The following is a 24,208-nucleotide window of genomic DNA, read 5'->3' on the forward strand; positions in this document are numbered from 1 at the left end:
GCGTGTGTCGCGGCCGGGACGCTGGCGCGGGCCACCGATACTTGGGTCCATGATGGGCAAGTCGCACGCGCTCTCCGGAGCGGTTGGTTGGTTGGGCGGATGTGCCGGGCTGGTCGCGGCCGGGCACCCGGTCGGGCCCGTGGCGGTGGTCGCGGGCGCCGTCGTGTCGTCCGGCTTCGCGCTGTTGCCCGACATCGACCACCCCGGCTCGACCGTCTCCCGCACGCTCGGCCCGATCACCCGGCTGATCTCGCGCAGCGTGTCCGACGCGGCCGGCGCGTTCGGCAAGGCCACCTGTGACCACTGTGACCGCCGGCCCGGGCAGGGCGGCCATCGCCTGATCACGCACACGGTGCCGTTCGCGCTCGCGGTCTTCGCCCTCGCGGCGCTGGCCGGCCGGGTCTGGGGCGTGACGACGAGCGTCGTCATCGTCGGCTTCGCGGTCTGGCTGGCGACACACACCGCGCTGCGCCCCAACACCCGCGCCGAGATCATCGACGCGCTGATCCCGGGCCAGGTGCGCGGCCGGCGGGCCCGCAAGTACGCCGCGGCGCTCGGCTCGCTGATCGCCGCCGCCGTCGTGGCGCTCACCGTGCGCGAGGTCGCCGAGCCGGGCGCGAGCTGGTGGTGGGTCGGCCTGGCCGCCGGCTGGGGCACGCTGGCCCACTCGCTCGGCGACTCGCTCACCCACTGGGGCAGCCCGCTGCTCTGGCCGGCGCGGGTCCGCGGCTGCACCTGGCGCACCGTCGGCACGCCGCGGTGGATGCGGTTCCGCGCCGGCGGCGCGGTCGAGCGTTGGCTGGTCGCACCGGCGATGGGGCTGTTCGGCCTGGGCGCCGCCTATCTGCTGCTGGCGCCCGTCGCCCGCGGTTATTTCGGGTAGCGCACGCCGGTGAAGTTGACCCGCAGCGTGTAGACCGAGGTGGTCGCCGTGATGAAGAGGTGGTTGCGCTGCGGCCCGCCGAAGGTCAGGTTGCTCACGATCTCGGGCACGAGCAGCTTGCCGAGCAGCGTGCCGTCGGGCGCGAAACAGTGCAGCCCGTCGTGTGCGGCGGCCCAGATCCGCCCCTGGTCGTCGACCCGCAGCCCGTCGAACGAGCCGGCGTCACAGGTCGCGATCACCTCGCCGCCGGTGAGGTTGTCGCTGTCGGCGACGGTGAACCGGCGGATGTGCTTGCGTCGCGTGTCTGCGATGTAGAGCGTCTCCTCGTCTTCGCTGAACGCCAGCCCGTTGGGCCGCTCGAAGTCGTCGGAGACCATCCGCACCTCGCCGGAGTGCGGGTCGACCCGGTAGACGTGGCAGCCGTCGAGCTCCGGCTCGGCCGCGTGCCCCTCGTAGTCGGTGCTGATGCCATAGCTGGGGTCGGTGAACCACACCGAGCCGTCGGCCCGCTCCACCACGTCGTTGGGGCTGTTGAACTGCTTGCCGCGATAGCGGTCGGCGAGCACGGTGATGCTGCCGTCGTGTTCGGTGCGGGTCACCCGCCGGTTGCCCTGCTCGCAGCTGATCAGCCGGCCGGCCCGGTCGACGGTGTGGCCGTTGGTGTAGCCCGCTGGCTGCCGCAACGCCCCGACCGCACCGGTGGCCTCGTCCCAGCGCAGCAGGCGGTCGTTGGGGATGTCGCTGAAGACCAGGTAGCGGCCGGCCGGGAAGTAGGCCGGGCCCTCGGTCCAGCGTCCGTTGCCGAACAACCGCTCCAGGAAAGCGTCGCCGTCGGTGCGGCCGAACCGCTCGTCGAGCGAAACGAACCGGGCGGGCACCCGGTCGATCTCGCGTCGAACGTCATGTGGCGTAAGCATGAAATGACTGTATCCTGTTCGGTGTTTGATGTGAATGGCGGGACGGGAGTCGGGCTCGGAATGGACCAGACGGATGCGATTCTGATCGCCGAGCTGCAACGCGACGCGTCCCAGCCCTACACGGCGCTGGCCGCGGCCGCCGGGTTGTCAACGGCGGCGGCCCACGAGCGGGTACGCAAGCTCCGCGACCGCGGCGTCATCCGGCGCACCACGATCGAGGTCGACCCGGCGGCGGTGGGCGTGCCGGTGCTGGCGTTCGTGCTGATCCGCAGCGAGCGCTGGGTCGGCGACGACGGCACCCGCGACCGGCTGGCGGCGATTCCCGAGGTCGAAGAGGCACACGTCGTCGCCGGCACCGCGTCGCTGTTGCTCAAGATCCGCGCCGCCGGCACGGCCGGGCTGCAGGACGTGTTGCGCCGGCTGCACGGTGTGGGCAGCACCGAGACGATTGTCGTGCTCGAATCGTTCTTCGATCGCCCCGTCCACATCACGGGTCCCTAGCTGGCCGAAGCGCCCGTGCGCTCGGGTCGATCCCTGAAATGCTCAAAAACATGGCTGAAAATGGGGTACGTCCACCGGATCCGCCGCCCAACGGCCACCGCGAGGATGGCCAGCACAACGGGCACCAGGATGCTGCCATCGCCCGCCAGGACGACGTGTTCCTCGACATCCCCAAGCTCCAGGTCGACAAGATCGAGTTGGACGTCGCCAACCTGCGGGCCCGGGTCTCCCTCAACGCCGAGGTGCTGAGCCTGTTGCGGCTCAACGTCGGCGTGGACGCGGCGATCGACCAGGTGCACCTGGGCATCGCCGGGGTCGAGGCGCAGGCGCAGCTCAAGGTGCGGCTGGAGAACGTCGCGCACATCATCGACAGCGTGCTCGGCACGATCGACGCGCATCCCGAGATCATCCAGCCGCTGGTGGAGAACGCCGGCAAGGCGATCGGCGCGGCGGGCGAGGGGATCCAGTCCGCGGTGACCGACACGGGCCGCGGGGCCGGCGAGGCGGTGCGCGAGATCGGCGGCGGCACCGGCCATGCCGTGAGCGACGTCGGCGGCGGCGCGGGCGAGGCGGTCCGCGATGTCGGCGGCGGGGCGGGCGAAGCGGTCCGCGACGTGGGCGGCGGCACGGGCGAAGCGGTCCGCGACGTGGGCGGCGGTGCCGGCCAGGCCACCCGCGATGTCGGTAGCGGCGCCGGCCAGGCCACCCGCGATGTCGGTAGCGGAGCGGGTCAGGCCACCCGCGATGTCGGTGGGGGTGCCGGTGAGGCCACGCGCGACGTGGGCGGTGGTGCTGGTCAGGCCGCTCGCCAAGCAGGTGGGGGAGCCGGTGAGGCCGCTCGCGATGTCGGTGGGGGTGCCGGTGAGGCCACGCGCGACGTGGGCGGTGGTGCTGGTCAGGCCGCTCGCGAAGCAGGTGGGGGTGCCGGTGAGGCCGCTCGCGATGTCGGTGGTGGTGCTGGTCAGGCCGCTCGCGAAGCAGGTGGGGGTGCCGGTGAGGCCACGCGCGATGTCGGTGGTGGTGCTGGTCAGGCCGCTCGCGAAGCAGGTGGGGGTGCGGGTGAGGCCACGCGCGATGTCGGTGGTGGTGCCGGTCAGGCCGGTGGCGAGGCCGGTCAGGCGGCCGGCGGGGTCGTCGACGATGCCGGCCAGGCCGCGGGCGACGCCGGTAGCGCGGCCACCGGCGTCGGTGACACCGTGGACGGTGTCACCGACGCCGATGCGGGCAAGGCCGGCGCCGAGGCCCGGGAGACCGGCGAGCAGGTCACCGAGCACGCCGCGGAGGCCGAGACCGAGGGCGGCGACCGGCCGGACATCTCGGCACAGTCGACCGTCGCCGCTGACCGCAAGGAAGAACGGACCAACGGCAACCGGCCGCCCCGTCGTGCGGGCCTGCCGAGGCGCAAGCCCCGGAACTGGTAGGAGAAGGGGCGGGTCGGCGCGGGCTAGGCCTGGGCGCCGACCTTCTCCTCGTCCTTCTTCTTTTCGGACTCATCGGACTCGTCGGACTCGTCCTTCTTGTCGGACTCGTCCTTGGCCTGCTCGTCGCCCTTGTCCTCGCCCTGTTCCTCGGCCTTGTCCGCGGGCTGCTCCGCACCCTCGTCGCCGGAGCGGTCGTCTTCCTGGACCACCTCGCCGTCGCGGATCTCGCCGCGCCAGCCCTTGACCTCGTCGGGGTTCAGGATCGTCTCGCGCATCACGTGCCGCACGAAGTGCTTGAGTTCCAACCGGGCCCGGCGGCCGGGCGCGCGCCACAGGTTGCCGGTCTGTTCCATGAAGCCCTGTGGGTGGTACTCGAGCACCACCAGGATGCGAGTGAGGTCCTGCGTGACCTCGTGGAATGTGACGGTGCCGTCGACCGAGCCCTTCTCGCCCTTGGAGGTCCAGACGATCCGCTCGTCGGGCACCTGCTCGGTGATGGTCGACTCCCACGTGCGGTGCGACCAGAACACCTGCGCCTTCCACTTCATCTTCTCGGAAGACTCCTGGTCGATGTCCTCGACCTTCTTCATGAAGCTGGGGAAGCTCTTGAACTCGGTCCACTGGTTGTAGGCGACCGAAACCGGCACACCCACCTCGATCGATTCGACGATGTTGGTGACCTTGAGCGTGTTCTTGCCGCCGCTCTTCTTACCGTCGCCCTTGCCGAACGCCTGCTTCACCTGCTCCTTACCGCCGGCGACGCCGGCTCCGGCGAGCGCCTTGACAGGCGAGTCACCCTTCTGGAGGCCCTCCACCCCCTTGGCGACCGCTGTCTGGGTGGCACCGTTGCCACCGCCGGCGTACTCGGTGAGTCGGTCGGTCAGGTCGCCCATCCGCTCGTTGACGGCCGCCTTCGCCCTGTCGGCCAGCGCGCCGGCGATATTCTGCAGCCCTTCCAGCAGTTTCCCGGTGACCGGGCCGCCGGACTCATTCGTACCCTGGCTCACTTGTCTTCCTCCCCGGAGTCGGAGCTGGAGTCGGAGCCGCCCTGGCGCATCGCCGTCGCCCGCTCGGTCAGTCGCTCACCGATCCGGTCGGCGGAGCGCACGAGGGCGGAGACGGCGGCCGTCTTTCCGGCACCGCCGAGCTTGCTCACCAGGCCAGATCCATGTTGTTTGCCCTGGTTCTCTTTTCCGTTGCCGCCGCCACCACCGGCATTGCGGGCCGCCATCCGGCCACCCGCGGCCGCGGCGCCGATCATCAGCGCGGTGCGAAGTTTGTGTTGCCGGCCGAGCACGTACCCGACGCCGACAGCCAGCGCGGCGCTCCCACCAGGCTTCATGATGGCTCCCTTCGTAGTTCCGCCATCTCACGACGGCTACCCGTGGGCGCCCGGCCAAAACGTGAATAGCGCCATATAATCCGCTTTCGTCGGAAACAGCGCAGCCGCCTCGACCGGGTACGGTGCTGCGGTGTCACGAGCCGCCGTCGTCTTTGACCTGTTCAACACGCTCGTCCCGGGTGCCGACGCCGCTCGCGACCGGGTGCTCGAGGAGATGGCCACGGTGGTCGGCGTCGACCCCGCCGCCTTCGTCCGGGCCCACCACGAGAGCTGGTCCGACCGGCTGGTCCGCTGGGACGCTGCGCAGACCGTGCGGATCCTCGCCGGCCGCCTCGGCATCCACCCATCGGAAGCCGCGGTGACGCGAGCGGTGCGGCTCCGGCGAGACCTCGGCGCGCGGCTGCTCGCCGACGTCACGCCGGCCACCTTCGACGCGCTCGACGCGCTGCGGGCCGGCGGCTACCGGCTCGGGCTGGTCAGCAACACCACCGCCGAGACCACCGAACTGTGGCCGGCGACCGCGCTGTCCCGCCGGTTCGACGCCGCGGTGTTCTCCCCGGACGTCGGCGCGGCCAAGCCGGACCCGCGGATCTACCGCGCCGCCGCCGACCGCCTCGGTGTGCGCCCCGCCGACTGTTGGTTCGTCGGCGACGGTGCCGACGGCGAACCGGCAGGTGCGGCGGCGGTCGGCATGGCGGTGCTGCGCACGACCGAGTTCCAGGACACCGACCCGGCATGGCCGGGCGAGCGCGTCGCGTCACTGTCGGAGTTGGTCACCCGCCTCCGCGCCTAGTGGTGGGGCAGCGGGTCGGGCGCCAGGTGGTCGAGATAGCGCGACTGGTCGAGCCAGCTCGTGCGCAGCAGCGGGCCGGCCTCGGCCAGTGGCACGAACCGGCAGGCGACCGGCACGCCGGTGTCCCAGGCCTCGGGGTCGCCGATCGTGATGTGGCTCCAGGCATCGCGCGGCTCGTCGGTGTGCAGGTGGAAGTAGAGGCCGATGAACGGGTGGCCGTTGCCGTAGCGACCCAGTTCGGCGCCGAGCAGGCCGCCGGGGGAGAGGGTGCCGGCCACGCCCGTCTCCTCGATCGCCTCGCGGACCGCGCCGTGATCGGGTCGCTCGCCGGGGTCGACGCCGCCGCCGGGCACGTGGTAGCCGTGATCGGGCTTGCTGGGGTAGTGGAAGACCAGTAGTTCGAGCCCGCCAGGCCCGCTTCGGGTCACATAGGACGCTGCCCTCACGCGCGGTTGTCTCACCGGTCGGGTCTACCCCGCCGCCTCACAGGGCGGCAAGCCGGTTTCGCGGTACGGGGTCTGGACAGGAACAGTTAAGAGTCCTAATAATTGGGCATCCATCGATATCTGGAGGCCCGGATGCGTCGTACCAGATCGGTTCTCATGGGGTTGGTCGCCGTTCTGGCGGCCGCCGTCGGCGCCGTCGCGATCGCGGGCAACGCCGCGGCGGCCGGGCCGACCGCCACCTTCACCAAGATCTCCGACTGGGGCTCGGGGTGGGAGGGCAGATACACCGTCAGCAACGGCGGCACGACCTCGATGAGCTCCTGGGCGGTCGCGTTCGACCTGCCGTCCGGCGCCACCGTCACCACGTTCTGGGACGCCGACATGATCCGGTCGGGTCAGCGGTTCACGTTCCGCAACAAGTCGTGGAACGGCACGGTCGCACCGGGTGCGTCGGTCTCCTTCGGATTCAACGGGTCCGGCGCCGCGACGCCGAGCAACTGCACGCTCAACGGCGCGTCCTGTGGCGGCGGCGGGCCGACCACGCCACCGACGTCGAACCCGCCGACCAGCAACCCGCCCAACCCGACCGTGCCGGGTGCGCCGGGCGCGCCGCGGGTGACCGGCACGACCAGCGGTTCGATCTCGCTGAGCTGGGGCGCCGCCTCCGGCACCGTCACCGGCTACCGGGTCTACGAGGCCAGCACGGTGCGGGCGACCGTGACCGGCACCAGCGCCACGATCAGCGGGCTCGCCGCCAACACGACGCACACGTACGCCGTGGCCGCGTACAACAGCGTCGGTGAGGGTGCCCGCAGCGCGACCGTGACCGGCACGACCGGAACGACCACTCCGCCGGCCAGCGGTCTGCCGAAGCACGCGCTGATCGGCTATCTGCACGCCAGCTTCGCCAACGGCTCCGGCTATCTGCGGCTGGCCGACGTGCCCGCCGACTGGGACATCGTCAACCTCGCGTTCGGCGAGCCGACGAGCGTGACCTCCGGCGACATCCGCTTCCAGCTCTGCCCGGCCAGCGAATGCCCGGGCGTCGAGACCGAGGCCGAGTTCATCGCCGCGATCCGGGCGAAGCAGGCGGCCGGCAAGAAGGTGCTCATCTCGATCGGCGGCCAGAACGGGCAGGTGCAGCTGACCACGACCGCGGCCCGCGACCGGTTCGTCAGTTCGGTGGCCGCGATCATCGACCGCTACGGCCTCGACGGGCTCGACATCGACTTCGAGGGGCACTCGCTGACGCTCAACACGGGCGACACCGACTTCCGCAACCCGACGACGCCGGTGGTCGTCAACCTGATCTCCGCGGTGCGGACCCTCAAGCAGCGGTACGGGTCGCGCTTCGTGCTCACCATGGCGCCGGAGACGTTCTTCGTCCAACTCGGCTACCAGTTCTACGGCTCGGGGCCGTTCGGCGGGCAGGACCCGCGAGCCGGCTCCTACCTGCCGGTCATCAACGCGCTGCGCGACGACATCACCGTGCTGCACGTGCAGGACTACAACTCCGGGCCGATCATGGGCCTCGACAACCAGTACCACACCATGGGCGGCGCCGACTTCCACATCGCGATGACCGACATGCTGCTGGCCGGGTTCCCGGTCGCCGGCAACACCGCCAACGTGTTCGCGCCGCTGCGCGAGGACCAGGTCGCCTTCGGCACGCCGTCGTCAGTCACCGCGGGCAATGGCTACGTCGCTCCGGCTGGTGTCCAACAGGCGGTCAACTGCCTGGTCAAGGGCACCAACTGCGGTGGTTACACGCCGCGTAGCGGCACCAACCCGGCGTTCCGGGGCCTGATGACCTGGTCGATCAACTGGGATCGCTTCTACAACTGGGAGTTCCGCAACAGTCACGAGCCGTTCCTCAACGCGTTGCCTTAGACCACAGCCCTATTCGAACGTTCACGTAAGAAGCGCTCAGGCAACACCCACTGTTAGCCGCCCTCCGTGATGTTGGCCGACGGCACGCCATTTCACAGGAGGACACATGGGCCACGGCCATGGGCACCACCACCACGACGACGAGGTCGGGATCGGCGGCAGTGACCTGCCCGCCGCTCTCGACCTGTCCACCCCGGACGAGGAGCTGCGCCCCGAGGACCGCAGCCGGCGGGCGTTCCTGCGCCGGGCCGGTCTGCTCGGTGCGGGCGTAGCCGCCGCCGGCGCGCTGGCGGGTGCCGGCGTCGGCGTCGGCGCCGAGCCGGCGTCCGCGCACGGCAAGGACGATGAGCACGACGACAAGGGCGGGAGCTTCACGTGGCTCGCCGGTGACCACCACATCCACACGCACTACAGCAGCGACGGCATGTACCGGGTGATCGACCAGGTGCAGCACGGCCGGGCGTACGGGCTGGACTGGATGGTCATCACCGACCACGGCAGCGAGGCGCACGCCAAGATCGGTGTGGACAAGGTCAACCCGGAGATCCTCGCCGCTCGCGAGGCGCTCAAGGACACCCTGGTCTTCCAGGGTCTCGAGTGGAACATCCCGGCCGCCGAGCACGGCACCGTGTTCGTGCACCCGGGCAAGAACGAGCTCTCGGTGCTCAAGCAGTTCGAGAACAGCTTCGACTCGAGCGTCAAGGCCGCTGGCGACTCCACGCCGGCCAACGAGGCGCTGGCCATCTCCGGCCTCAACTTCCTAGTCGACGCCGTCAAGCGCGGCAAGGTCGAGCACGCGCTGTTCCTGGCCAACCACCCGGCCCGCAACGGCATCGACTCGCCGCACGAGATCCGTGGCTGGCGCGACGCGGCCCCGGGCATCGCGATCGGCATGGAGGGCGCGCCCGGTCACCAGGCCGGCGGCCTCGCCAAGGCCAAGGGCGGCCCGGGCGCGGCCCGCGGCGCCTACGGCAACAGCCCGTCGGCCAACTCGTTCCCGTACCCGCTGGAGAGCTACCGCACCTGGGGCGGCTTCGACTGGTTCACCGCGACGGTCGGCGGCCTCTGGGACAGCCTGCTGGCCGAGGGCAAGCCGTGGTGGATCACCGCGAACTCGGACGCGCACACCATCTTCCTGGAGACCGCGGTCCGCGGTAACAGCGACTTCAACCAGCTCGGCTACTACCTCGACCCGGTGCACGGCGGCACGGTCAACACGACCAACGTCGACTTCTGGCCCGGCTACTACAGCAAGACCCACGTGGGTGCCACCACCGACTCCTACAAGGCGGTGATGGACGGCCTGCGCCTGGGCCGCATCTGGGTCGACCACGGTGGCCTGCTCGCCGGCCTCGACATGCGGGTCCGTAAGGCCGGCGACCGGTCGAAGGACGGCGGCACCCCGCTCGGCGGCACCGTCTCGGTCAAGAAGGGCACCGCGCTCGAACTGGTCATCTCCATCGACCTGGCCGTGCTGCCCAACTGGGCCGAGTTCGTGCCGAAGCTGGCCCGGGTCGACGTGATCCGCGGCAAGGTGACCGGCAAGCCGGCGGACAAGGACGCGTTCACCACGCCCAACACCCGGGTGGAGAAGTCGTTCGAGGTCGGATCCGGCCAGAAGAAGGTCTCCTTCACGTACGCACTGGGCCGCGCCGAGGAGTCGTACTACGTGCGGGTCCGGGGCACCGACGGCAACCGCAAGGGCCCGGGCTACCTGGGCGTCTCGGTCGACCCGGAAGGCCCGGCGATCGACGTGGTCGGCGACGCCGACCCGTGGGCCGACCTGTGGTTCTACACGAACCCGATCTGGGTCGAGACCCACTGATGACCGAGGCCTTTAGGGTCCTCCCGCAGCTGGCGGCCGAGGCCGCCAGCTGCGGTGCGGTCACCCACGTCGGATTCGACCGCGCCGACAGGGACGTGCGGGCGGCGGAGCACTGGTTCGTCGAGGTTCTCGGCGACCAGCGCGACCGCGTCGTCGCCTGCACCCACCTGTTGCGCGTGCCGAGCCCGCACGTGGCGTTCAGCATCGCGCTGCCGTCGGGGGTCGAGGTGGATCTGCCACCCGTCCCCGACGGCCTAGCGGCCGCGGCGGCCCTGGCCCGCGAGGAGCACCTCTCGGGCCAGGGCGGCCGGGCGTTCGCCTATCCGGGTCGCGACGCCCTGGTCGGCACGCTGAGCGTCGCGGAGATCCTGTCGCTCAGCGCCATCGACCGGGTCACGGTCATGGGCGGCGCCCCGGCGACGCCGGAGACCCTGGTCGAGACCAGGGATCACGTCCGGCCGCTCTGGATGGCCGGCCACCTCACCCTGGTCACCCTGCCGCACGTGGGCGGCCGGATCGCGCCGTTCGAGATGCCGGAAGAGATCCCCTGCTGCTCGCTGCACTAGGCGGATCCACCGATCGGTTGACCGGCGGAATCCACCGTGACCGGGCCGTGGAGCGCTAGCTGGTCGGTGCCCGCCGAGCGCCGCCGCGCCCAGGCTTGTTGGCATGACAGCGGTTATCGAAGTGCGGCAACTGCACAAGCGGTACGGCGACAAGGTCGCCGTCGAGGATGTGTCGTTCACCGTCGCCGAGGGCGAGATCTTCGGGATCCTGGGGCCCAACGGCGCCGGGAAGACGACGACGGTGGAGTGTGTCGAAGGGTTGCGCCGGGCCGACGGCGGGACGATCCGGGTGCTCGGGCTCGACCCGGTGCGCGACCGGGCGGCGCTGACCCAGCGGCTCGGCGTGCAACTGCAGGACGCCCAACTGCCCGAGCGGCTCAGGGTGGGCGAGGCGCTCGACCTCTACCGGTCCTTCTACGACCAGCCGGCCGACCCCGAGTCGCTGATCCAGGCCCTCGGGCTGGGCGAGGTCCGGCGTACCCGATTCGGAAAGCTCTCCGGCGGCCAGAAGCAGCGGCTCTCGATCGCGCTCGCGCTGGTCGGCAACCCCCGCATCGCGGTGCTCGACGAGCTGACCACCGGGCTCGACCCGCGGGCCCGCCGCGAGACCTGGAAGCTGATCGCCGACGTGCGCGCCCGCGGCGTCACGATCGTCCTCGTCACCCACTTCATGGAAGAGGCCGAACGCCTCTGCGACCGGGTCGCGGTGATCGACTCGGGTCGGGTCGTGACCGTCGACACACCGACCGCCCTCGCCGACCGGGCGGCCGCCCAACTCGGCCTCGAGCGGGCCAGCCTTGAAGACGCCTTCGTGGCACTGACCGGGGAGAACGCCGATGTCAACTGAAGCCCTGCGGCAACTGACCGCCACCGAGTTCACGCTGTTCCTGCGCGACAAGGTCGGCCCGATCTTCGGCGTGCTGTTCCCGGTCGCGCTGCTGAGCGTCTTCGGCAACATCGACTTCTTCAGCAGGCCGGGCAACGGGTTCGACGGCCAGCCGCTGCTCTACACGTACGTGCCGATCCTGGTCTGTTTCGTGGTCGCCATGCTGGCGCTCAACACCATCCCACCGACCCTGGCCGGCTATCGGGAGCAGGGCGTGCTGCGCCGGATGCGCACCACGCCGGTCGGCCCGGCCCGGGTGCTCGCCGCCCAGCTGACGATCTGCTTCGGCACCTCGATGGTGGCGGTCCTGGTGCTGCTCGGCGTGGCCCGGTTCGTCTTCGACGTGCCACTGCCGCGCAACCCCGGTGCGTACGCGCTCACCGTGCTGCTCGCCGCGTTCGCCCTGATCGGCGTCGGCGTGCTGGTCGCAGCGGCCGCGCCGACCGGCAAGGCCGCCAACGCCATCGGTTCGGTGCTGTTCTACGCGCTGAGCTTCTTCGCCGGGCTGTGGCTGCCGCTGCAGGCGATGCCGCCGATGCTGCGGCACGTGAGCGAGGCCACACCGCTGGGCGCCGCGGTCACCGCGCTGACCGACGCCACCCAGGGCCACTGGCCGGACGCCTGGCGGTTGCTGCTGCTGGCCGGGTACGCGGTGGTCACCGCGCTGCTCGGGATCCGGCTGTTCCGGTGGGAGTAGGTTTCCCAACCATGCGGAACGCGATGCCGTGGGCGATGGTGAGCGACCAGACCACGCTGCGCTGGGAGCGGATCGCCCACCGGGCCGTCTATGGCCTGCTGGCCCTCCTGGCCGGGGTCACCGTCCTGCTGAACCCCACGCTCGACGGCCGGACCCCCCTGTCGCTCGGCCTGCTGGTGCTGACCGCGGTGTGGATCCTGTTCTTCTACACACTGCGGCCGGCCTGGCGGGTGCGGCCGTTGCCGATGGCGATCTTCTTCGTCGGCCTGGCCGCGCTCTGCCTGGTTCTGGTGCTGGAGAACCCCTATTTCGGGTTCATCACACCGATCGGCTACTTCTTCGCCTTCGGCGTGCTGCCCTGGCCGTGGCGGATACCGGGCGTCGTCGCGGTGGCCACGGCGGCCGGGATCGCACAGGCCTCGGGCATCTCGTTGCGCACCACCGAGGGGGTGGTGCTGCACGTGGCGATCATCCTGATCAACGCGGCGCCGATGTCGGCGTTCGCCTGGGTCGACTGGCACGGCGACCGGGAACGTGAGGAGCGTGCGCGGACGATGGTGGAGCTGCGAGCCACCAACGAGCGGCTGGAGATGTCTCTCGCCGAGAACGCCAGCCTGCACGAGCGGTTGCTCGGCCAGGCCCGCGAGGCGGGCATCCACGAGGAACGGCAGCGGATGGCCCGGGAGATCCACGACACCCTCGCGCAGGGGCTCACCGGCATCGTCACCCAGCTCCAGGCGGCCGAGCAGGCGGCGGTCGAGCCGGAGCAGTGGCGGCGACACCTCACCGCGGCGACCGAGCTGGCCCGGGAGAGCCTGCGCGAGGCCCGGCGTTCGGTGCACGCGCTGCGTCCCGAGCCGCTGCGCGGTGCCCGACTGGGCGACGCGGTCGCCGGCGTCGCCAAGCGGTGGTCGGCCCAGCACGGCATCCCGGTGGAGGTGACCACGACCGGCGCCGAGCGGCCGATGCCGCCCGAAGCCGAGCTGGCCCTGCTGCGCACCGCGCAGGAGGCGCTGGCCAACGTCGCCGCCCACGCCGGTGCCACCCGGGTCGGCGTGACCCTGTCCTATCTAGACGGTGAGGTGGCGCTCGACGTGCGCGACGACGGTCGCGGCTTCGACCCGGCCCGGCCGCCCGCGTCGAAGACCGGCGGCGGCTTCGGCCTGCTGGCGATGCGACAGCGCGTCGAGCAGGTGGCCGGCACGCTGCGGGTCGAGTCGGAACCGAGCGCCGGCACCGCGATCTCGGCCTCGATCCCGGCGGGAGCAACGGCATGATCACACTGCTGGTGGTCGACGACCATCCGATCGTCCGTGACGGCCTGAGCGGGATGTTCGCCCGCGACCCGGATTTCGAGGTGCTCGGCCAGGCGGGCGACGGCGCCGAGGCGGTGCGGCTGGCCCGCGCGCTGCGCCCCGACGTGATCCTGATGGACCTGCGGATGCCCGGCACCGACGGCGTCACCGCGATCGGCGAACTGGCCAGGCATGGCGTCGAGAGCAAGGTGCTGGTGCTGACGACGTACGACACCGACAGCTACGTGGTGCCGGCGATCGAGGCGGGCGCGACCGGCTACCTGCTCAAGGACGCGCCCCGCGACGAGTTGCTCCGGGCGGTCCGCGCGGCCGCCCGGGGTGAGGCGGTGCTGGCCCCGTCGGTGGCCAGCCGCCTGATGCACCAGGTGCGCCAGCCCGGCGCCGGCCCCCTCAGCGAGCGGGAACTCCAGGTGTTGACGCTGGTCGCCGACGGCCGGAACAACCGGGAGGCGGCCGCGACGCTGTTCATCAGCGAGGCCACCGTCAAGACCCACCTGCTCAACATCTACGCCAAGCTCGGCGTCAGCGACCGCGCCGCGGCGGTGGCCGAGGCGTTCCATCGGGGGCTGCTGACGCCCGGGCGATAGGGATGTGCCGCCGCGCCTTGGGGGTGACGCGGCGGCACACCGCCGGGTCTGCTGACGTTCGTGTTCGGCCCGGCCCCGCGGTCGCTCGGCTTCGCGGAGAGAAGCGATCGCAATCATGGGTACGCGTTCCCGGCGCCAGCGGTTCAGTAGCTGAAGGTCGTGGCTCCCTCGTCGCCGATCCACTGCCACAGCGGCACGGTGCCGCCGATCTCGGCGTTGTCGACCAGGTCGCCCTTGTCGAGCCGGCGGGCGTCGAAGCAGATCGGGCAGACCAGCAGCCGGCCGCCGGCGGCGGCGTATCGGCGGGTCAGGTCGGCCAGCGGCGGGCAGCCCTCGCAGGCCACGCCGACCGCGACGCCGGTGACGGCCAGCCGGGTGGCCTCCTTGGTCAGGAACATCATCGTCGGCCGGCCCTGTTCGGCGGCGCCGACCGCGACCAGGAACGCGACGGTCACCTTCTCCGGGTCTTCCAGGCCGGTGACCAGGCTGACGACGGCTTTTCCGGGCATGGTTCTCTCCCCCTCGTATCGGTCCTGGCCGGGACGCTAGGCAGCCGGGCCGTCCGGGGAATGGGGAGAAGTCCCTAACTTGCGGGCCTGGGCGGCCGCCTGGCCGCGGCTGGCCACGCCCAGCCGGGCCAGCACCGCCGACACGTGGTGGTCGACGGTTTTCGGCGCGAGCCGCAGCCGCTGCGCGATGTCTGCGTTCGACAGCCCGTCGGCGATCAGGTCGAGCACCTCGGCCTGCCGGGTGGTCAGGCCGGCCGGGTGGCGGGCGGTGCTCCGGCGCGGGCCGCGCGGCAGGCCCTGCATGCCCCGGCCGCGCAGGTCGGCCCGCAACCAGGCGGCGGCCTGGGTGGCGCCGAGCGCATCGAGCCCGGCCAGCGCCTCGAGCGCGGCCGCACGGTCGCCGCCGGCCAGCGCCTCCAGCCTGAGGAACCCACCGCCCCGCCGGTCCCATTCGGTGGCCGCGGCCGACCATTCACCCAGAATCATCCGGCGGTACGGGTCGAGCGCGTAACCGGGGGCGCCGTCGCCACCACCGGCCTGCCAGAGCCGCAGCGCCAACTCGCCGCTGTGTGGTGCGGACCGTTGCCGCACCGCCAGCGCCAGCACCGGCCGCACCTCGGCAGCCGCCCGTTCCGGCTCGCCGTACCAGCGGAAGTGCTCGGCCCGTGCGCTCTTGACCGGGACCACCCACTGCAGCTCCCGGGTCGGGCCCGCCTGGCGGTCGGCCTCGTCGAGGGTCGCCAGCGCGGCGGCCCGCTCGCCCCGGGCGCCCTGTATCCGGCCGCGGACGACCAGGCCCGGCACCACCCCGACGCCGCGGCGGACCGGCCGGTCGAGGGCTTCGTCGGCGTCGGCCAGCGCGCCGGCCCAGTCGCCGGCCTGGAAGCGGAGCAGCGCGCGCACGCCGAGCAGGTATTGGACGTAGCCGTCGAGGTCGACACCGCGCGCGTAGTGCAGGGCGCGTTCCAGGGCCGGCGCCGCCTCCGCGAACCGGGCCTGTTCGGCGAGCCCCACCGAGGCGTTGACCAGGGCCCGGGCCGCGTGGTCGACGTGACCGGCCGCGGCCGCCGCGGTGTGCGCCGCGACCAGCGCCGCCTCGGCACCCGGCCGCAGCAGTTGCAACTCCGCCGTCGCGACGTTGACCGCCGCGTGGATCGCGGTGTCGTCGTCGCCGAGCGTCTCGGCCAGCGCCCGGGCCCGCTCGCCCCACTCGATTGCGCCGGCGGCGTCGTGGTCGAGCATCCGCAGCTGCGACAGGTTGCTGTAGGCCATCGCCAGCTCCCGGCCGGGGGGCTCGGCCGCGAGCACCGCGACCGCCCGGTCGGCGGCCGCCCGGGCCTCCGCGGCGTCGCCGGTCCACCAGGCCATCCGGGACAGCCAGCGGTAGCCGGCGCCGACCAGCGCGGGGTCGCCCAGCCGCTCGCGCAGGGCGACCGCGGTGCGCCGGGCGGCCAGCCCGTCTGGCGCGGCGCCGGCCAGGTAAGCCGCGGCGGACCACTCTTCGAGCAGGGTGGCCCGGTCGGCGGGTGGCAACCGGTCGGCGTGTGCGGCCGCGGCCCGGTAGTGCGCGGCCGCCTCGCGCCGCGCACCCTGCCGCGCGGCGGCCGCGCCGGCGATCCGTCCCCAGTGGAGCACCGCGGCCACGTCACCGGCGCCCCGGGCGTGATGGGCCAGCCGGCTCGGGTCGACACCGCCGGGCGCGGCCAGGGTCCGCAACACCGCCGCGTGCAGCGCGGCCCGCTGGCGGGGAGCCAGGGACTCCTCGACGGCGGAGCGCAGCAGCTCGTGCCGGTAGGCCACGCCATCGCCGGCCGGCACCAGCACGCCGCCCGCGACGCACTGGTCGACCTGCTCGTCGTGCCCGTCGAGCAGCGGCCGGTCGGCCCGGCCCGGCACCACGGCGACGAGGCGGGCCAGCTCGCGGGCCGGCGCCGGCAGGGCCCGGATCCGGTCCAGGATCAGGCCGCGTACGCCGGCCGGCGCACCGTCGCCGGCCGTGCCGAGCAACTCGGTGACCAGCAGCGGGTTGCCCCCGGTGAGCGCCAGCACGGTGGCCGCGTCGCGGCCGGCGCGGGTGGCCTCGGCGGCGACCCGCTCGGCCGACAGCGGGCCCAGCGGGATCGGGGTGCCGCGGACCGCGGCCAGCACCCGGTGCAGCGGATGCCCGGCGCCCACCTCGTCGTCGCGGTAGGTGAGCACGAGCAGGGCCCGGCGCTGCCCGATCCGGCGGGCCAGGAGCACCAGCAGGTCGAGGGTGCCCTCGTCGGCCCAGTGCGCGTCTTCGACCACCAGCACGGCCCGCCGGTCCAACTGGTCGAGCAGTGCCGCGAGGATCGCCTCGGGTGCGGCGCCCGCCGCGAGCCGCTCGGCCAGCGCGCCGCCGGCCTGCCGGGCGATGTCGTGCAACGGGCCCAGCGCCCGCGGCGTGACCAGCGGGTCGCACCATCCCCAGTGGACGCGGCCGGCGCGGCGGGCGAACTCGGTCACCAGCGCCGACTTGCCGACCCCGGCCTCGCCACTGACGACCGCGACCCGGCCGCCGGTGGCGCAGGCCCGCAGCAGCCCGTCGAGCACCGCCAGCGGCGCACCGCGCTCCCACAGCTCCACCGGCCGATGGTCCCACCGCGTGACCGGCCGGACACACCTCCGATCGGGTTGCTGAGGTTCGGTCGGCGGTCGAGCACGGCGGGGCGGCCGTCAGTCGCCGCGCTCGTCGACCACCTGCAGCAGGCCGTGGGTGAACCAGAGGCGGTGCCCGGCGGTCTCGACCAGCCAGCGGCTCGCGACGTCGGGGTTGACCTGGCGGGCGTCGGGCCAGCGGGCCAGGGTGTCGGCGACGACGCATGACCACGGTGTCAGGTCCGGTGGCTCGGGCAGCACCGGCGGGGGAGTGTCGGGCGCGCGGACCAGCGTGCCGTCGATCACCACGTTGGCCGCGCCGATGATCGCCTGCCAGCGCAGGTCGGGCCAGAGCGGCAGCCGCCAGTGGCAGACGGTCGCGGTCACGTCGCCGGCGCGCACGAGGTGCCGGTCGTCTTCCGGGCCCAGCACCGCGACCAGCAGGTCGAGCCCCTGCGGCGCGCGCCGCGACCGGAGCATGGTCTGCCAGCGGTTGGCCGCGGCCAGATAGTCGGCCTTGCGGGCGCCCAGCCGGGTGTAGGCCGCCACCACCAGATCCGGCTGGTAGTCGGCCATCCGGCGGAGCAGCATCAGGGTGAACTCCCGGCGCGCGAACCCGTGCACCCGTCGACGTTACCGCCGCAGGGTGGCCGGGTCGGGCGGCGCGGCCAACCGGCGGACGACCGCGTGCAGCGCGTAGAGGGCGTAGCCGACCAGGCAGGCGGCCAGGATCGGGTGCACCAGCACCGCCAGGAGGGCCGCCAGCGCGACCACGCCGGCCGCCGCCGCGACGGTCGCCGGGCGGGCCGCAAGCGCCGCCCGCACCGCCGACCGCCACCCCCCGTCGGGCCGGCCGCCCAGCGCGACCACGGTCAGCGCCGCATAGCCGGCCCCCGCGGTCGCGATCGCGACGGTCGCCCCGAGCAGCAGGCCGCCGCCCGGCACCCGGCCGCCGGACACGCCGGCCACGTCGATCACGACCAGCGCCACCGCCGCCGCGACCACGACGGTGGCCAGCACGCCGGGCAGCAGCGTGCGCCGGAAGACCAGCGCGGTGCTGCGCCACGGCGGCCAGCGGTCGTGGGTCAGGAAGTGGTGCACCGCCGCGCTGGCGGTGGCGAACGCCGCGCCGGTCGTGACGACCGGCAGCGACGCCGCCACCATCAGCAGGCCGAGGACCGCGACGTCGCTGGCGACGCGTACGGTGTCTCGCCAGTCGGTCTTCATCCCTTGATGCCGCTCGTGTTGATGCCCTCGACCAGCAGCCGCTGGAACGCGACGAAGAACAGGAAGACCGGCACCAGTGACAGCAGCGACATCGCGAACATCGGGCCGACCGCGCTCTCGCTGGTCGAGTCGATGAACAGGGTCAGCGCCACCGGCACCGTGTAGTCCTGCAGGTCGCTCAGGAACACCAGCTGCCGGAAGAAGTCGTTCCAGGCCCAGATGAACGAGAAGATCGCGGTGGTCACCAGCGCCGGCCGGCTCAGCGGCACGATCACGTGACGGAACACGGTGTAGGGCGACGCGCCGTCGATCTTCGCGGCCTCGTCGAGCTCGACGGGTATGCCGCGCATGAACTGCACCATCAGGAAGACGAAGAACGCCTCCGTTGCCAGGAACTGCGGCACCAGCAACGGCAGGTAGGGCCACGGTTCGCCGACCCAGCCGAGCTGCTTGAACAGCACGTACTGCGGGATGATCAGCACGTGGCCGGGCAGCAGCAGCGTGCCGATCATGATGGCGAACCAGACCCTGCGCATCCGGAACCGCAGGCGGGCGAACGCGTACGCGGCCAGCAGGCAGGAGACCGCGTTGCCGACCACGGTCAACACCGCGACCATCGCGCTGTTGGCGAAGAACCGGCCGAAGCTGACGTCGAAGTTCTGCCAGCCGTCGCGGAAGTTGCCCGGGGTGAACACGTCGGGCCAGAGGCCGATGTTGGTGGCGATCTCCTCGCGCGACTTGACCGAGGTGCCCAGCATCCACAGCAGCGGATAGAGCACGATCGCCAGGATCACGATCAGGATCAGCAGCCGTACGACTCGGCGGGTGCTCCCGCGCATCAGCGGTCCTCCCCGTCGGCGTAATGGACCCAGAACCGGCCGGTGCTGAAGAGCACCACGGTGATCAGCGCGATCGCCACCAGGAACACCCATGCCATCGCGGACGCGTACCCCATCTGCAGTTCGGTGAAGCCCTTGATGTAGAGGTTGAGCGAATACATCAAGGTCGAGTCGACCGGCCCGCCGGTGCCGTTGCTCAGCACGAACGCCGACGTGAAGCCCTGGAACCCGTTGATCGTCTCCAGCACCAGGTTGAAGAAGATGACCGGCGAGAGCATCGGCAGGGTGACCGCGCGGAACTGGCGCCAGGCGTTGGCGCCGTCAACGGACGCCGCCTCGTAGAGCTCCGTCGGGATCTGCTTGAGCCCGGCCAGGAAGATCACCATCGGCGCGCCGAACTGCCAGATCGCCAGCACCATCAGGGTTTCCAGCGCCCAGTCGGGGTCGTTGACCCAGGGCGCGCCCTCGATGCCGAAGACGCCGAGCAGCGAGTTGAACGCGCCGTCGCGGTTGAACATGTTGACCCAGACGATCGCCAGCGCGACGCTGCCGCCGAGCAGCGAGGGCAGGTAGAACAGCCCCCGGAACAGGCCGACGCCCTTGAACGCCTTGTTGAGCAGCAGCGCGACGCCGAGCGCGGTGGCCAGCTTGAGCGGCACGGCGATCAGCGCGAACATCACCGTGACCCGGACCGCGTGCCAGTAGGACGGGTCGGCGGTGAACATGGTGCGGTAGTTGTCGAGGCCCACCCAGTCGACCTCGGAGAAGTCGCTGAGCGCGTCGTAGTTGGTGAAGCTCAGGTAGAGGGACAGCAGCATCGGGATGGCCGTGATGCCCATCAGGCCGAGCAGCCAGGGTGACAGGAAGACGTAGCCGGCGAAGTTCTCGCGGCGGCGCGGGCCACCCCGGCCCCGCCGACTGGCGGGACCGGGGGAGGCGGGGCCGGCGGGAACTGCCGCCGGCGGCGCGGTGCTCACTGCCAACGGTCAGGCCTGTCCGATCGCGGCCTTGGCGGCGGCGAAGTACGCCTTGGCGGCGTCTGCCGGCGTCTGTCGGCCGTACTGCACCTCTTCGGCGGCCTTGATCAGCTCGGACCGCACCTTGCTGTGCCCCTTGAGCGGGACCTGCGGGGACGGGCCGAACTTGGCGCCCAGCTCGTTCTCCACCGCGATGGACTGCTTCATGTTGGGGTCGGTCACGCTGTCCGAGACCGCCTTGCGAATGTCCAGGTTGGACGGCAGGCCGCGGTCGGTGCCGAGCACCTTGGCCGCCTCCGGGTCGTTGGCGAGGAAGTTGATGACGTCGACCGCGATGTCCTTCTTGTCGCTGCCGCGGAACACCGAGAAGTACATCGAGGCACGGGCCCACTGGGCGCTCGTGTCACCGGGGTAGGCGATGACGCCGAGCTCGTCCTTGGTGTTCTTCTTCAGCTCGGGCATCTGGTTGGCCCACACCCAGCTCGTGCCGGCCTTGCCGGTCACCACGAGCTGCTTGCTGATGTCGGTGACGTTGCCCTCGTGGATGACGTCGGCGGTCGGGGTGGCACCCCGGTCGCGCGCACCCTTCCACAGCTCGAACCACCCGGTCACGTCCTGCTCGGTGAACCCGAGCTCCTTGTCCTTGTAGAGGTCTTTACCCTGCTGGCGCAGCCAGACCCAGAAGGCCTTGTAGTCGGCGCTCGGGTCCTGGGTGCCGGGGACCTTGGCGGTCTTCGACACGTTCTCCGCCCAGGTGATGAAGTCGGCCCAGCTCATCCCGGTGGTCGGCGCGGGCAGCTTGTTCTTGTCGAGCAACGTCTTGTTGTAGACCAGGCCCTGGGTGTTCTCACCGAACGCGACGCCGGCCAGCTTGCCGTCGACCACGCCGTATTTCCAGAGGCTCTCCGGGAACTTCGACAGGTCGAGCTTGCCACCGTCCTTGTAGGACGTGAGGTCGAGGGTGACGTTGCGCGACGCGTACTCGGTCAGGTAGTTGTCGTCGATCTGGAAGATGTCCGGCGCGTCGCCGCCCGCGGTCAGCGTGGCCAGCTTGTCGAAGTAGCCCTGGTTGGCCTGCCAGGTCTTCTTGAACGTCACGTTGGGGTGCTTCTTGGTGTAGAGCGCGAGCGCGTCCTCGGTCAGCTTGGCGCGACCTTCCGCGCCCCACCAGAAGATGGACAGTTCGACCGGCTTGTTGGGGTCGGCGGCGGCACTGCCGCCGTCGTCGTCACCGCAGGCCGCGGCGGCCAGCGCGAGCGGGATCACGACGAGGGCGGCCAGCAGTCGTCGCCGCAGGCCAGAGGGCGGAGAGGCGGTACGGTGGTGGCGCGTGGTCGGCTCGACCGCACGCGGGGATGGTGCGCGGTGCATGTGCGCTCACTCCTTGGCGTAGGAGGCGACATCTCCGAGGGCGGCGGCAACCACGCCGCCCGGGTCCGCATGGCTGTGCGGACCCGGGCCCGGCCCCGTCGAGTCGCGGATGACCAGTTCGGTCTGAAGGGTTACCTGTGCGGTGGTGCGGCGGTCGTCGCCGTGCGCGAGGAGCATGTCGACGGCCGCCCGTCCGGCGGCGGCGGTTGGGGTCGCCACCGTCGTCAGCTTGGGGCGGGTGAGGCGGCTCAGCGCGATGTCGTCGATGCCGACGACGCTGATGTCTTGTGGGCACCGGTGGCCCAGTTCGTGCAGGCCCTCGATCAGGCCGATGGCCATGAGGTCGTTGTAGGCGAGGACGGCCGTGACGCCGGACCGGACGATCTGGTCGGCGACGGCCATGCCGCCGGTCTCGGTGGGCTGGTTGGGCCCGATGACGGCGAGGTCGGCCTCGCTGGCCCGCGCCGCCGACATCGCCGAGCGCCGGATCTCCCGACTGGTCCACGATCCGCGGGGGCCGGCGACCAGGGCGATCCGGGTGTGGCCGAGGCCGCGCAGGTGTTCGATGGCGAGCCGGGCGCCCTGCGCTACGTCCATCACCACGGTCGGCAGCCCGGTCAACTGGCGGTTGACGACCACCAGCGGCACCTCGCGGCTGAGTTGCTCGATCAGGCTGTTGCTCATCCGGGGGCTGCACAGCAAAACACCGTCGACCTGTTTGGCCAGCGCGCGGACCAGGCCCTCTTCGACGTTGGCGTCTTCGTTCGTGTCGGTCACGAAGATGTGGTAGTCGCGCTGCCGGGCCTGGCTCTCCGCGGCTTTGATCAGCGGAGGGAAGAACGGGTTGGCGATGTCGGCCACGATCAGGCCGATGTTGTGGGTGCGCCCGGTGATCAGCGCGCGGGCGGCCCGGTTGGGGCGGTAGCCGAGGTGCTCGGCGCAGGCCAGCACCCGGCTGCGGGTCTCCGGATTGACCAGGTGCGGCGCCGAGAACGTGCGCGAGACCGTGGAGATGTGCACTCCGGACTCGCGCGCGACGTCGCGGATGGTGGCTGGCACGCGGGACCCCTCCGGCTGGCTTTTTGTGGTGGCCGTCACTCAAGTGCGCCAATTAATGCAAACGGTTGTGTGGCTGTCAACGGTCTGTTGTTTCGAATCGGTTGCGGAGGGCCCACTATGTTTGGTGATAACGGGAATAACGGGCAAGACATTGACGGACGCGGCGACGTCATGGTTAGTTTCCTGCAAACGTTTGCAGGCCGTGGAGAGGTGGATCGATGCGTCGCTACGCCTTGGTCGGCGCGGGTGCGCGGGCCGGCATGTTCCTGCGCGCGCTCGCCGTCGACCACGCCGACCGGGCCGTCGTGGTCGCGCTCGCCGACACCAACCAGACCAGGATGGCGGCGCACAACAGGTGGCTCGCCGAACTCGGTGCCGGGCCGGTGCCGGCCTACGCCGCCGCGGACTTCAGCGCCATGCTCGCCGCCGAGCGGGTCGACGAGGTGCTGGTCACCAGCGTCGACCGCACCCACGCCGACTACATCGTGGCCGCGCTGCACGCCGGCTGCGACGTGGTCACCGAGAAGCCGATGACCGTTGACGTCGAGGGTTGCCGGCGGATCCTTTCGGCGGTCTCCGAGACGGGGCGCCGGGTTCGGGTCGCCTTCAACTACCGCTACAACCCGCTGCACGAGGCGTTGCGCGCGCTGCTCGCGTCCGGCGAGATCGGCGAGATCGGGTCGGTCCACTTCGAGTGGTTGCTCGACGTGCGGCACGGCGCCGACTATTTCCGCCGCTGGCACCGCGACGCCGCCAACTCGGGCGGTCTGCTCGTGCACAAGTCCGGCCACCACTTCGACCTGGTCAACTGGTGGCTCGGCGCGACGCCGGAGACGGTGTTCGCCTTCGGGCGGCGGTTCTTCTACGGCCCTTCCGGGGCCAGGCACGGCTATGCCCGGGCGTACGACCGCGGGCACGGCTCGCCCGAGGCCAAGGGCGACCCGTTCGCGCTGCACCTCGCCGACAACCCGCGGTTGCGGGCGCTCTATCTCGACGCCGAGGACGAAGACGGCTACCTGCGCGACCAGAACGTGTTCGCCCGCGGCGTGACCATCGACGACGACCTGGCCGTGCTGGTGCGCTATTCCTCCGGGGCGACGATGAGCTACCACCTCACGGCATACGCGCCCTGGGAGGGTTACCGGGTCATGGTCAACGGCAGCCGGGGCCGGGCCGAACTCGAGGTGGTCGAGAGCGACCACGTCAGCCCGGCCGGCGCTGGCGAGGTCAAGGGCGCCGCCGTGCACGGCGAGGTCGCCGCGGCCGAGCAGGGTCACGCCCGGTTGACCGTCCATCCCTACTGGGCGCCGCCCCGCGAGGTGCCGGTGCCGGGTTACGCGCGCGGCGGCCACGGCGGCGCCGACCGGCGGATGACCGCCGTGCTGTTCGGCGGCACGATCGACCCCATGGAGCGCTCCGCGACCGCCCGCGACGGCGCCCTCGCGCTGCTGACCGGCCTGGCCGCCAACCGCTCGATGGCGACCGGCGCACCGGTGGCCGCCACCGACCTGCTCGATCCGATCTGACCGCGAGGAAG

The 24,208-nt window shown here is 71.7% G+C and carries 24 protein-coding genes; 11 read left to right on the forward strand and 13 right to left on the reverse strand.

The genetic code is table 11. The features are described 5' to 3' along the window. Positions 1-49: 49 nt before the first annotated feature. Entirely contained in the window at positions 50-883 is an 834-nt protein-coding gene (locus AB0J74_RS15790) for a metal-dependent hydrolase (protein ID WP_363448472.1), read from the forward strand. Here AB0J74_RS15790 and AB0J74_RS15795 read toward each other — a convergent pair. Next, on the reverse strand, positions 871-1,800 hold the full coding sequence (locus AB0J74_RS15795; protein WP_363448473.1) for an SMP-30/gluconolactonase/LRE family protein: 930 nt from the start codon (positions 1,798-1,800) through the stop codon (positions 871-873). The genes AB0J74_RS15790 and AB0J74_RS15795 overlap by 13 nt on opposite strands. A gap of 60 nt (positions 1,801-1,860) precedes the next feature. On the opposite strand from AB0J74_RS15795, the gene AB0J74_RS15800 reads away from it, so the two are divergent. Then, entirely contained in the window at positions 1,861-2,301 is a 441-nt protein-coding gene (locus tag AB0J74_RS15800) for an Lrp/AsnC family transcriptional regulator (RefSeq protein WP_363448474.1), read from the forward strand. Here the strand turns inward: AB0J74_RS15800 and AB0J74_RS15805 are convergent. The 3 genes from AB0J74_RS15805 to AB0J74_RS15815 form a co-directional block, all read right to left on the reverse strand. Continuing rightward, positions 2,298-3,575 carry a hypothetical protein gene (locus tag AB0J74_RS15805; protein ID WP_363448475.1) on the reverse strand — a complete coding sequence of 426 codons (1,278 nt, stop codon included), beginning with the start codon at positions 3,573-3,575 and terminating at the stop codon, positions 2,298-2,300. The two genes, AB0J74_RS15800 and AB0J74_RS15805, sit on opposite strands and share 4 nt — an antisense overlap. A gap of 170 nt (positions 3,576-3,745) precedes the next feature. Next, on the reverse strand, positions 3,746-4,729 hold the full coding sequence (locus AB0J74_RS15810; RefSeq protein WP_363448476.1) for an SRPBCC family protein: 984 nt from the start codon (positions 4,727-4,729) through the stop codon (positions 3,746-3,748). After that, entirely contained in the window at positions 4,726-5,064 is a 339-nt protein-coding gene (locus AB0J74_RS15815) for a hypothetical protein (RefSeq protein ID WP_363448477.1), read from the reverse strand. The genes AB0J74_RS15810 and AB0J74_RS15815 overlap by 4 nt, the downstream gene beginning before the upstream one ends. A gap of 130 nt (positions 5,065-5,194) precedes the next feature. Here AB0J74_RS15815 and AB0J74_RS15820 point away from each other — a divergent pair, with 130 nt between their 5' ends. Next, positions 5,195-5,857, forward strand: a complete 663-nt coding sequence (locus AB0J74_RS15820) for an HAD-IA family hydrolase (RefSeq protein WP_363448478.1) — start codon at positions 5,195-5,197, stop codon at positions 5,855-5,857. On the opposite strand, the gene AB0J74_RS15825 is transcribed toward AB0J74_RS15820, so the two are convergent. After that, positions 5,854-6,303 (reverse strand): NUDIX domain-containing protein, encoded by a 450-nt coding sequence (locus AB0J74_RS15825; protein ID WP_363448479.1) that lies wholly within the window; start codon positions 6,301-6,303, stop codon positions 5,854-5,856. The two genes, AB0J74_RS15820 and AB0J74_RS15825, sit on opposite strands and share 4 nt — an antisense overlap. A gap of 132 nt (positions 6,304-6,435) precedes the next feature. Between AB0J74_RS15825 and AB0J74_RS15830 the strand changes: the two genes are divergently transcribed. The 7 genes from AB0J74_RS15830 (at position 6,436) to AB0J74_RS15860 (ending at position 14,070) form a co-directional block, all read left to right on the forward strand. Then, positions 6,436-8,193, forward strand: a complete 1,758-nt coding sequence (locus AB0J74_RS15830) for a cellulose binding domain-containing protein (protein ID WP_363448480.1) — start codon at positions 6,436-6,438, stop codon at positions 8,191-8,193. Positions 8,194-8,299: 106 nt separating this feature from the next. Beyond that, the gene (locus AB0J74_RS15835; RefSeq protein WP_363448481.1) at positions 8,300-10,018 is read left to right on the forward strand and encodes a PHP domain-containing protein; all 1,719 of its coding nucleotides are present in this window, start codon (positions 8,300-8,302) and stop codon (positions 10,016-10,018) included. Further along, positions 10,018-10,584, forward strand: a complete 567-nt coding sequence (locus tag AB0J74_RS15840; RefSeq protein ID WP_363448482.1) for a hypothetical protein — start codon at positions 10,018-10,020, stop codon at positions 10,582-10,584. The genes AB0J74_RS15835 and AB0J74_RS15840 overlap by 1 nt, the downstream gene beginning before the upstream one ends. 103 nt (positions 10,585-10,687) lie before the next feature. Continuing rightward, the gene (locus AB0J74_RS15845; RefSeq protein WP_363448483.1) at positions 10,688-11,431 is read left to right on the forward strand and encodes an ABC transporter ATP-binding protein; all 744 of its coding nucleotides are present in this window, start codon (positions 10,688-10,690) and stop codon (positions 11,429-11,431) included. After that, complete coding sequence (locus tag AB0J74_RS15850) at positions 11,421-12,167, forward strand: ABC transporter permease (protein ID WP_363448484.1); 747 nt, start codon at positions 11,421-11,423, stop codon at positions 12,165-12,167. Before AB0J74_RS15845 ends, AB0J74_RS15850 begins: the two co-directional genes overlap by 11 nt. Positions 12,168-12,178: 11 nt before the next feature. Next, entirely contained in the window at positions 12,179-13,444 is a 1,266-nt protein-coding gene (locus AB0J74_RS15855) for a sensor histidine kinase (RefSeq protein WP_363448485.1), read from the forward strand. Continuing rightward, positions 13,441-14,070, forward strand: coding sequence for a response regulator transcription factor (locus tag AB0J74_RS15860; protein WP_363448486.1), 630 nt, complete (start codon positions 13,441-13,443; stop codon positions 14,068-14,070). The genes AB0J74_RS15855 and AB0J74_RS15860 overlap by 4 nt, the downstream gene beginning before the upstream one ends. 143 nt (positions 14,071-14,213) lie before the next feature. On the opposite strand, the gene AB0J74_RS15865 is transcribed toward AB0J74_RS15860, so the two are convergent. From AB0J74_RS15865 to AB0J74_RS15900, 8 genes are all read right to left on the reverse strand, one after another. Continuing rightward, positions 14,214-14,579, reverse strand: a complete 366-nt coding sequence (locus AB0J74_RS15865) for a hypothetical protein (protein ID WP_363448487.1) — start codon at positions 14,577-14,579, stop codon at positions 14,214-14,216. Between the two features lie 36 nt (positions 14,580-14,615). After that, complete coding sequence (locus tag AB0J74_RS15870; RefSeq protein WP_363448488.1) at positions 14,616-17,186, reverse strand: AAA family ATPase; 2,571 nt, start codon at positions 17,184-17,186, stop codon at positions 14,616-14,618. Positions 17,187-17,276: 90 nt separating this feature from the next. After that, the gene (locus tag AB0J74_RS15875; protein WP_363448489.1) at positions 17,277-17,822 is read right to left on the reverse strand and encodes a hypothetical protein; all 546 of its coding nucleotides are present in this window, start codon (positions 17,820-17,822) and stop codon (positions 17,277-17,279) included. A gap of 9 nt (positions 17,823-17,831) precedes the next feature. Continuing rightward, a complete protein-coding gene (locus AB0J74_RS15880) occupies positions 17,832-18,425 on the reverse strand; it encodes a hypothetical protein (protein WP_363448490.1) in 594 nt (197 codons plus the stop codon). After that, positions 18,422-19,264 (reverse strand): carbohydrate ABC transporter permease, encoded by an 843-nt coding sequence (locus AB0J74_RS15885; protein WP_363448491.1) that lies wholly within the window; start codon positions 19,262-19,264, stop codon positions 18,422-18,424. The genes AB0J74_RS15880 and AB0J74_RS15885 overlap by 4 nt, the downstream gene beginning before the upstream one ends. Next, a complete protein-coding gene (locus AB0J74_RS15890; RefSeq protein WP_363448492.1) occupies positions 19,264-20,247 on the reverse strand; it encodes a sugar ABC transporter permease in 984 nt (327 codons plus the stop codon). Before AB0J74_RS15890 ends, AB0J74_RS15885 begins: the two co-directional genes overlap by 1 nt. A 3-nt stretch (positions 20,248-20,250) precedes the next feature. Beyond that, a complete protein-coding gene (locus AB0J74_RS15895; protein WP_363448493.1) occupies positions 20,251-21,612 on the reverse strand; it encodes an extracellular solute-binding protein in 1,362 nt (453 codons plus the stop codon). Positions 21,613-21,618: 6 nt separating this feature from the next. Beyond that, on the reverse strand, positions 21,619-22,671 hold the full coding sequence (locus AB0J74_RS15900) for a LacI family DNA-binding transcriptional regulator (RefSeq protein WP_363448494.1): 1,053 nt from the start codon (positions 22,669-22,671) through the stop codon (positions 21,619-21,621). Between the two features lie 218 nt (positions 22,672-22,889). On the opposite strand from AB0J74_RS15900, the gene AB0J74_RS15905 reads away from it, so the two are divergent. Next, a complete protein-coding gene (locus AB0J74_RS15905; RefSeq protein WP_363448495.1) occupies positions 22,890-24,197 on the forward strand; it encodes a Gfo/Idh/MocA family oxidoreductase in 1,308 nt (435 codons plus the stop codon). Positions 24,198-24,208 lie beyond the last annotated feature (11 nt).

The organism is Asanoa sp. NPDC049573, assembly GCF_040676615.1.
GTDB lineage: Bacteria > Actinomycetota > Actinomycetes > Mycobacteriales > Micromonosporaceae > Asanoa.

Bases quoted from the DNA above. Each gene is read 5' to 3' on its own strand.
- AB0J74_RS15905 (WP_363448495.1), top strand. From the start codon at position 22,890: ATGCGTCGCTACGCCTTGGTCGGCGCGGGTGCGCGGGCCGGCATGTTC.
- AB0J74_RS15845 (WP_363448483.1), top strand. From the start codon at position 10,688: ATGACAGCGGTTATCGAAGTGCGGCAACTGCACAAGCGGTACGGCGAC.
- AB0J74_RS15800 (WP_363448474.1), top strand. From the start codon at position 1,861: ATGGACCAGACGGATGCGATTCTGATCGCCGAGCTGCAACGCGACGCG.
- AB0J74_RS15880 (WP_363448490.1), bottom strand. From the start codon at position 18,425: ATGAAGACCGACTGGCGAGACACCGTACGCGTCGCCAGCGACGTCGCG.
- AB0J74_RS15830 (WP_363448480.1), top strand. From the start codon at position 6,436: ATGCGTCGTACCAGATCGGTTCTCATGGGGTTGGTCGCCGTTCTGGCG.
- AB0J74_RS15860 (WP_363448486.1), top strand. From the start codon at position 13,441: ATGATCACACTGCTGGTGGTCGACGACCATCCGATCGTCCGTGACGGC.
- AB0J74_RS15790 (WP_363448472.1), top strand. From the start codon at position 50: ATGATGGGCAAGTCGCACGCGCTCTCCGGAGCGGTTGGTTGGTTGGGC.
- AB0J74_RS15835 (WP_363448481.1), top strand. From the start codon at position 8,300: ATGGGCCACGGCCATGGGCACCACCACCACGACGACGAGGTCGGGATC.
- AB0J74_RS15850 (WP_363448484.1), top strand. From the start codon at position 11,421: ATGTCAACTGAAGCCCTGCGGCAACTGACCGCCACCGAGTTCACGCTG.
- AB0J74_RS15815 (WP_363448477.1), bottom strand. From the start codon at position 5,064: ATGAAGCCTGGTGGGAGCGCCGCGCTGGCTGTCGGCGTCGGGTACGTG.
- AB0J74_RS15795 (WP_363448473.1), bottom strand. From the start codon at position 1,800: ATGCTTACGCCACATGACGTTCGACGCGAGATCGACCGGGTGCCCGCC.
- AB0J74_RS15885 (WP_363448491.1), bottom strand. From the start codon at position 19,264: ATGCGCGGGAGCACCCGCCGAGTCGTACGGCTGCTGATCCTGATCGTG.
- AB0J74_RS15895 (WP_363448493.1), bottom strand. From the start codon at position 21,612: ATGCACCGCGCACCATCCCCGCGTGCGGTCGAGCCGACCACGCGCCAC.
- AB0J74_RS15855 (WP_363448485.1), top strand. From the start codon at position 12,179: ATGCGGAACGCGATGCCGTGGGCGATGGTGAGCGACCAGACCACGCTG.
- AB0J74_RS15840 (WP_363448482.1), top strand. From the start codon at position 10,018: ATGACCGAGGCCTTTAGGGTCCTCCCGCAGCTGGCGGCCGAGGCCGCC.
- AB0J74_RS15865 (WP_363448487.1), bottom strand. From the start codon at position 14,579: ATGCCCGGAAAAGCCGTCGTCAGCCTGGTCACCGGCCTGGAAGACCCG.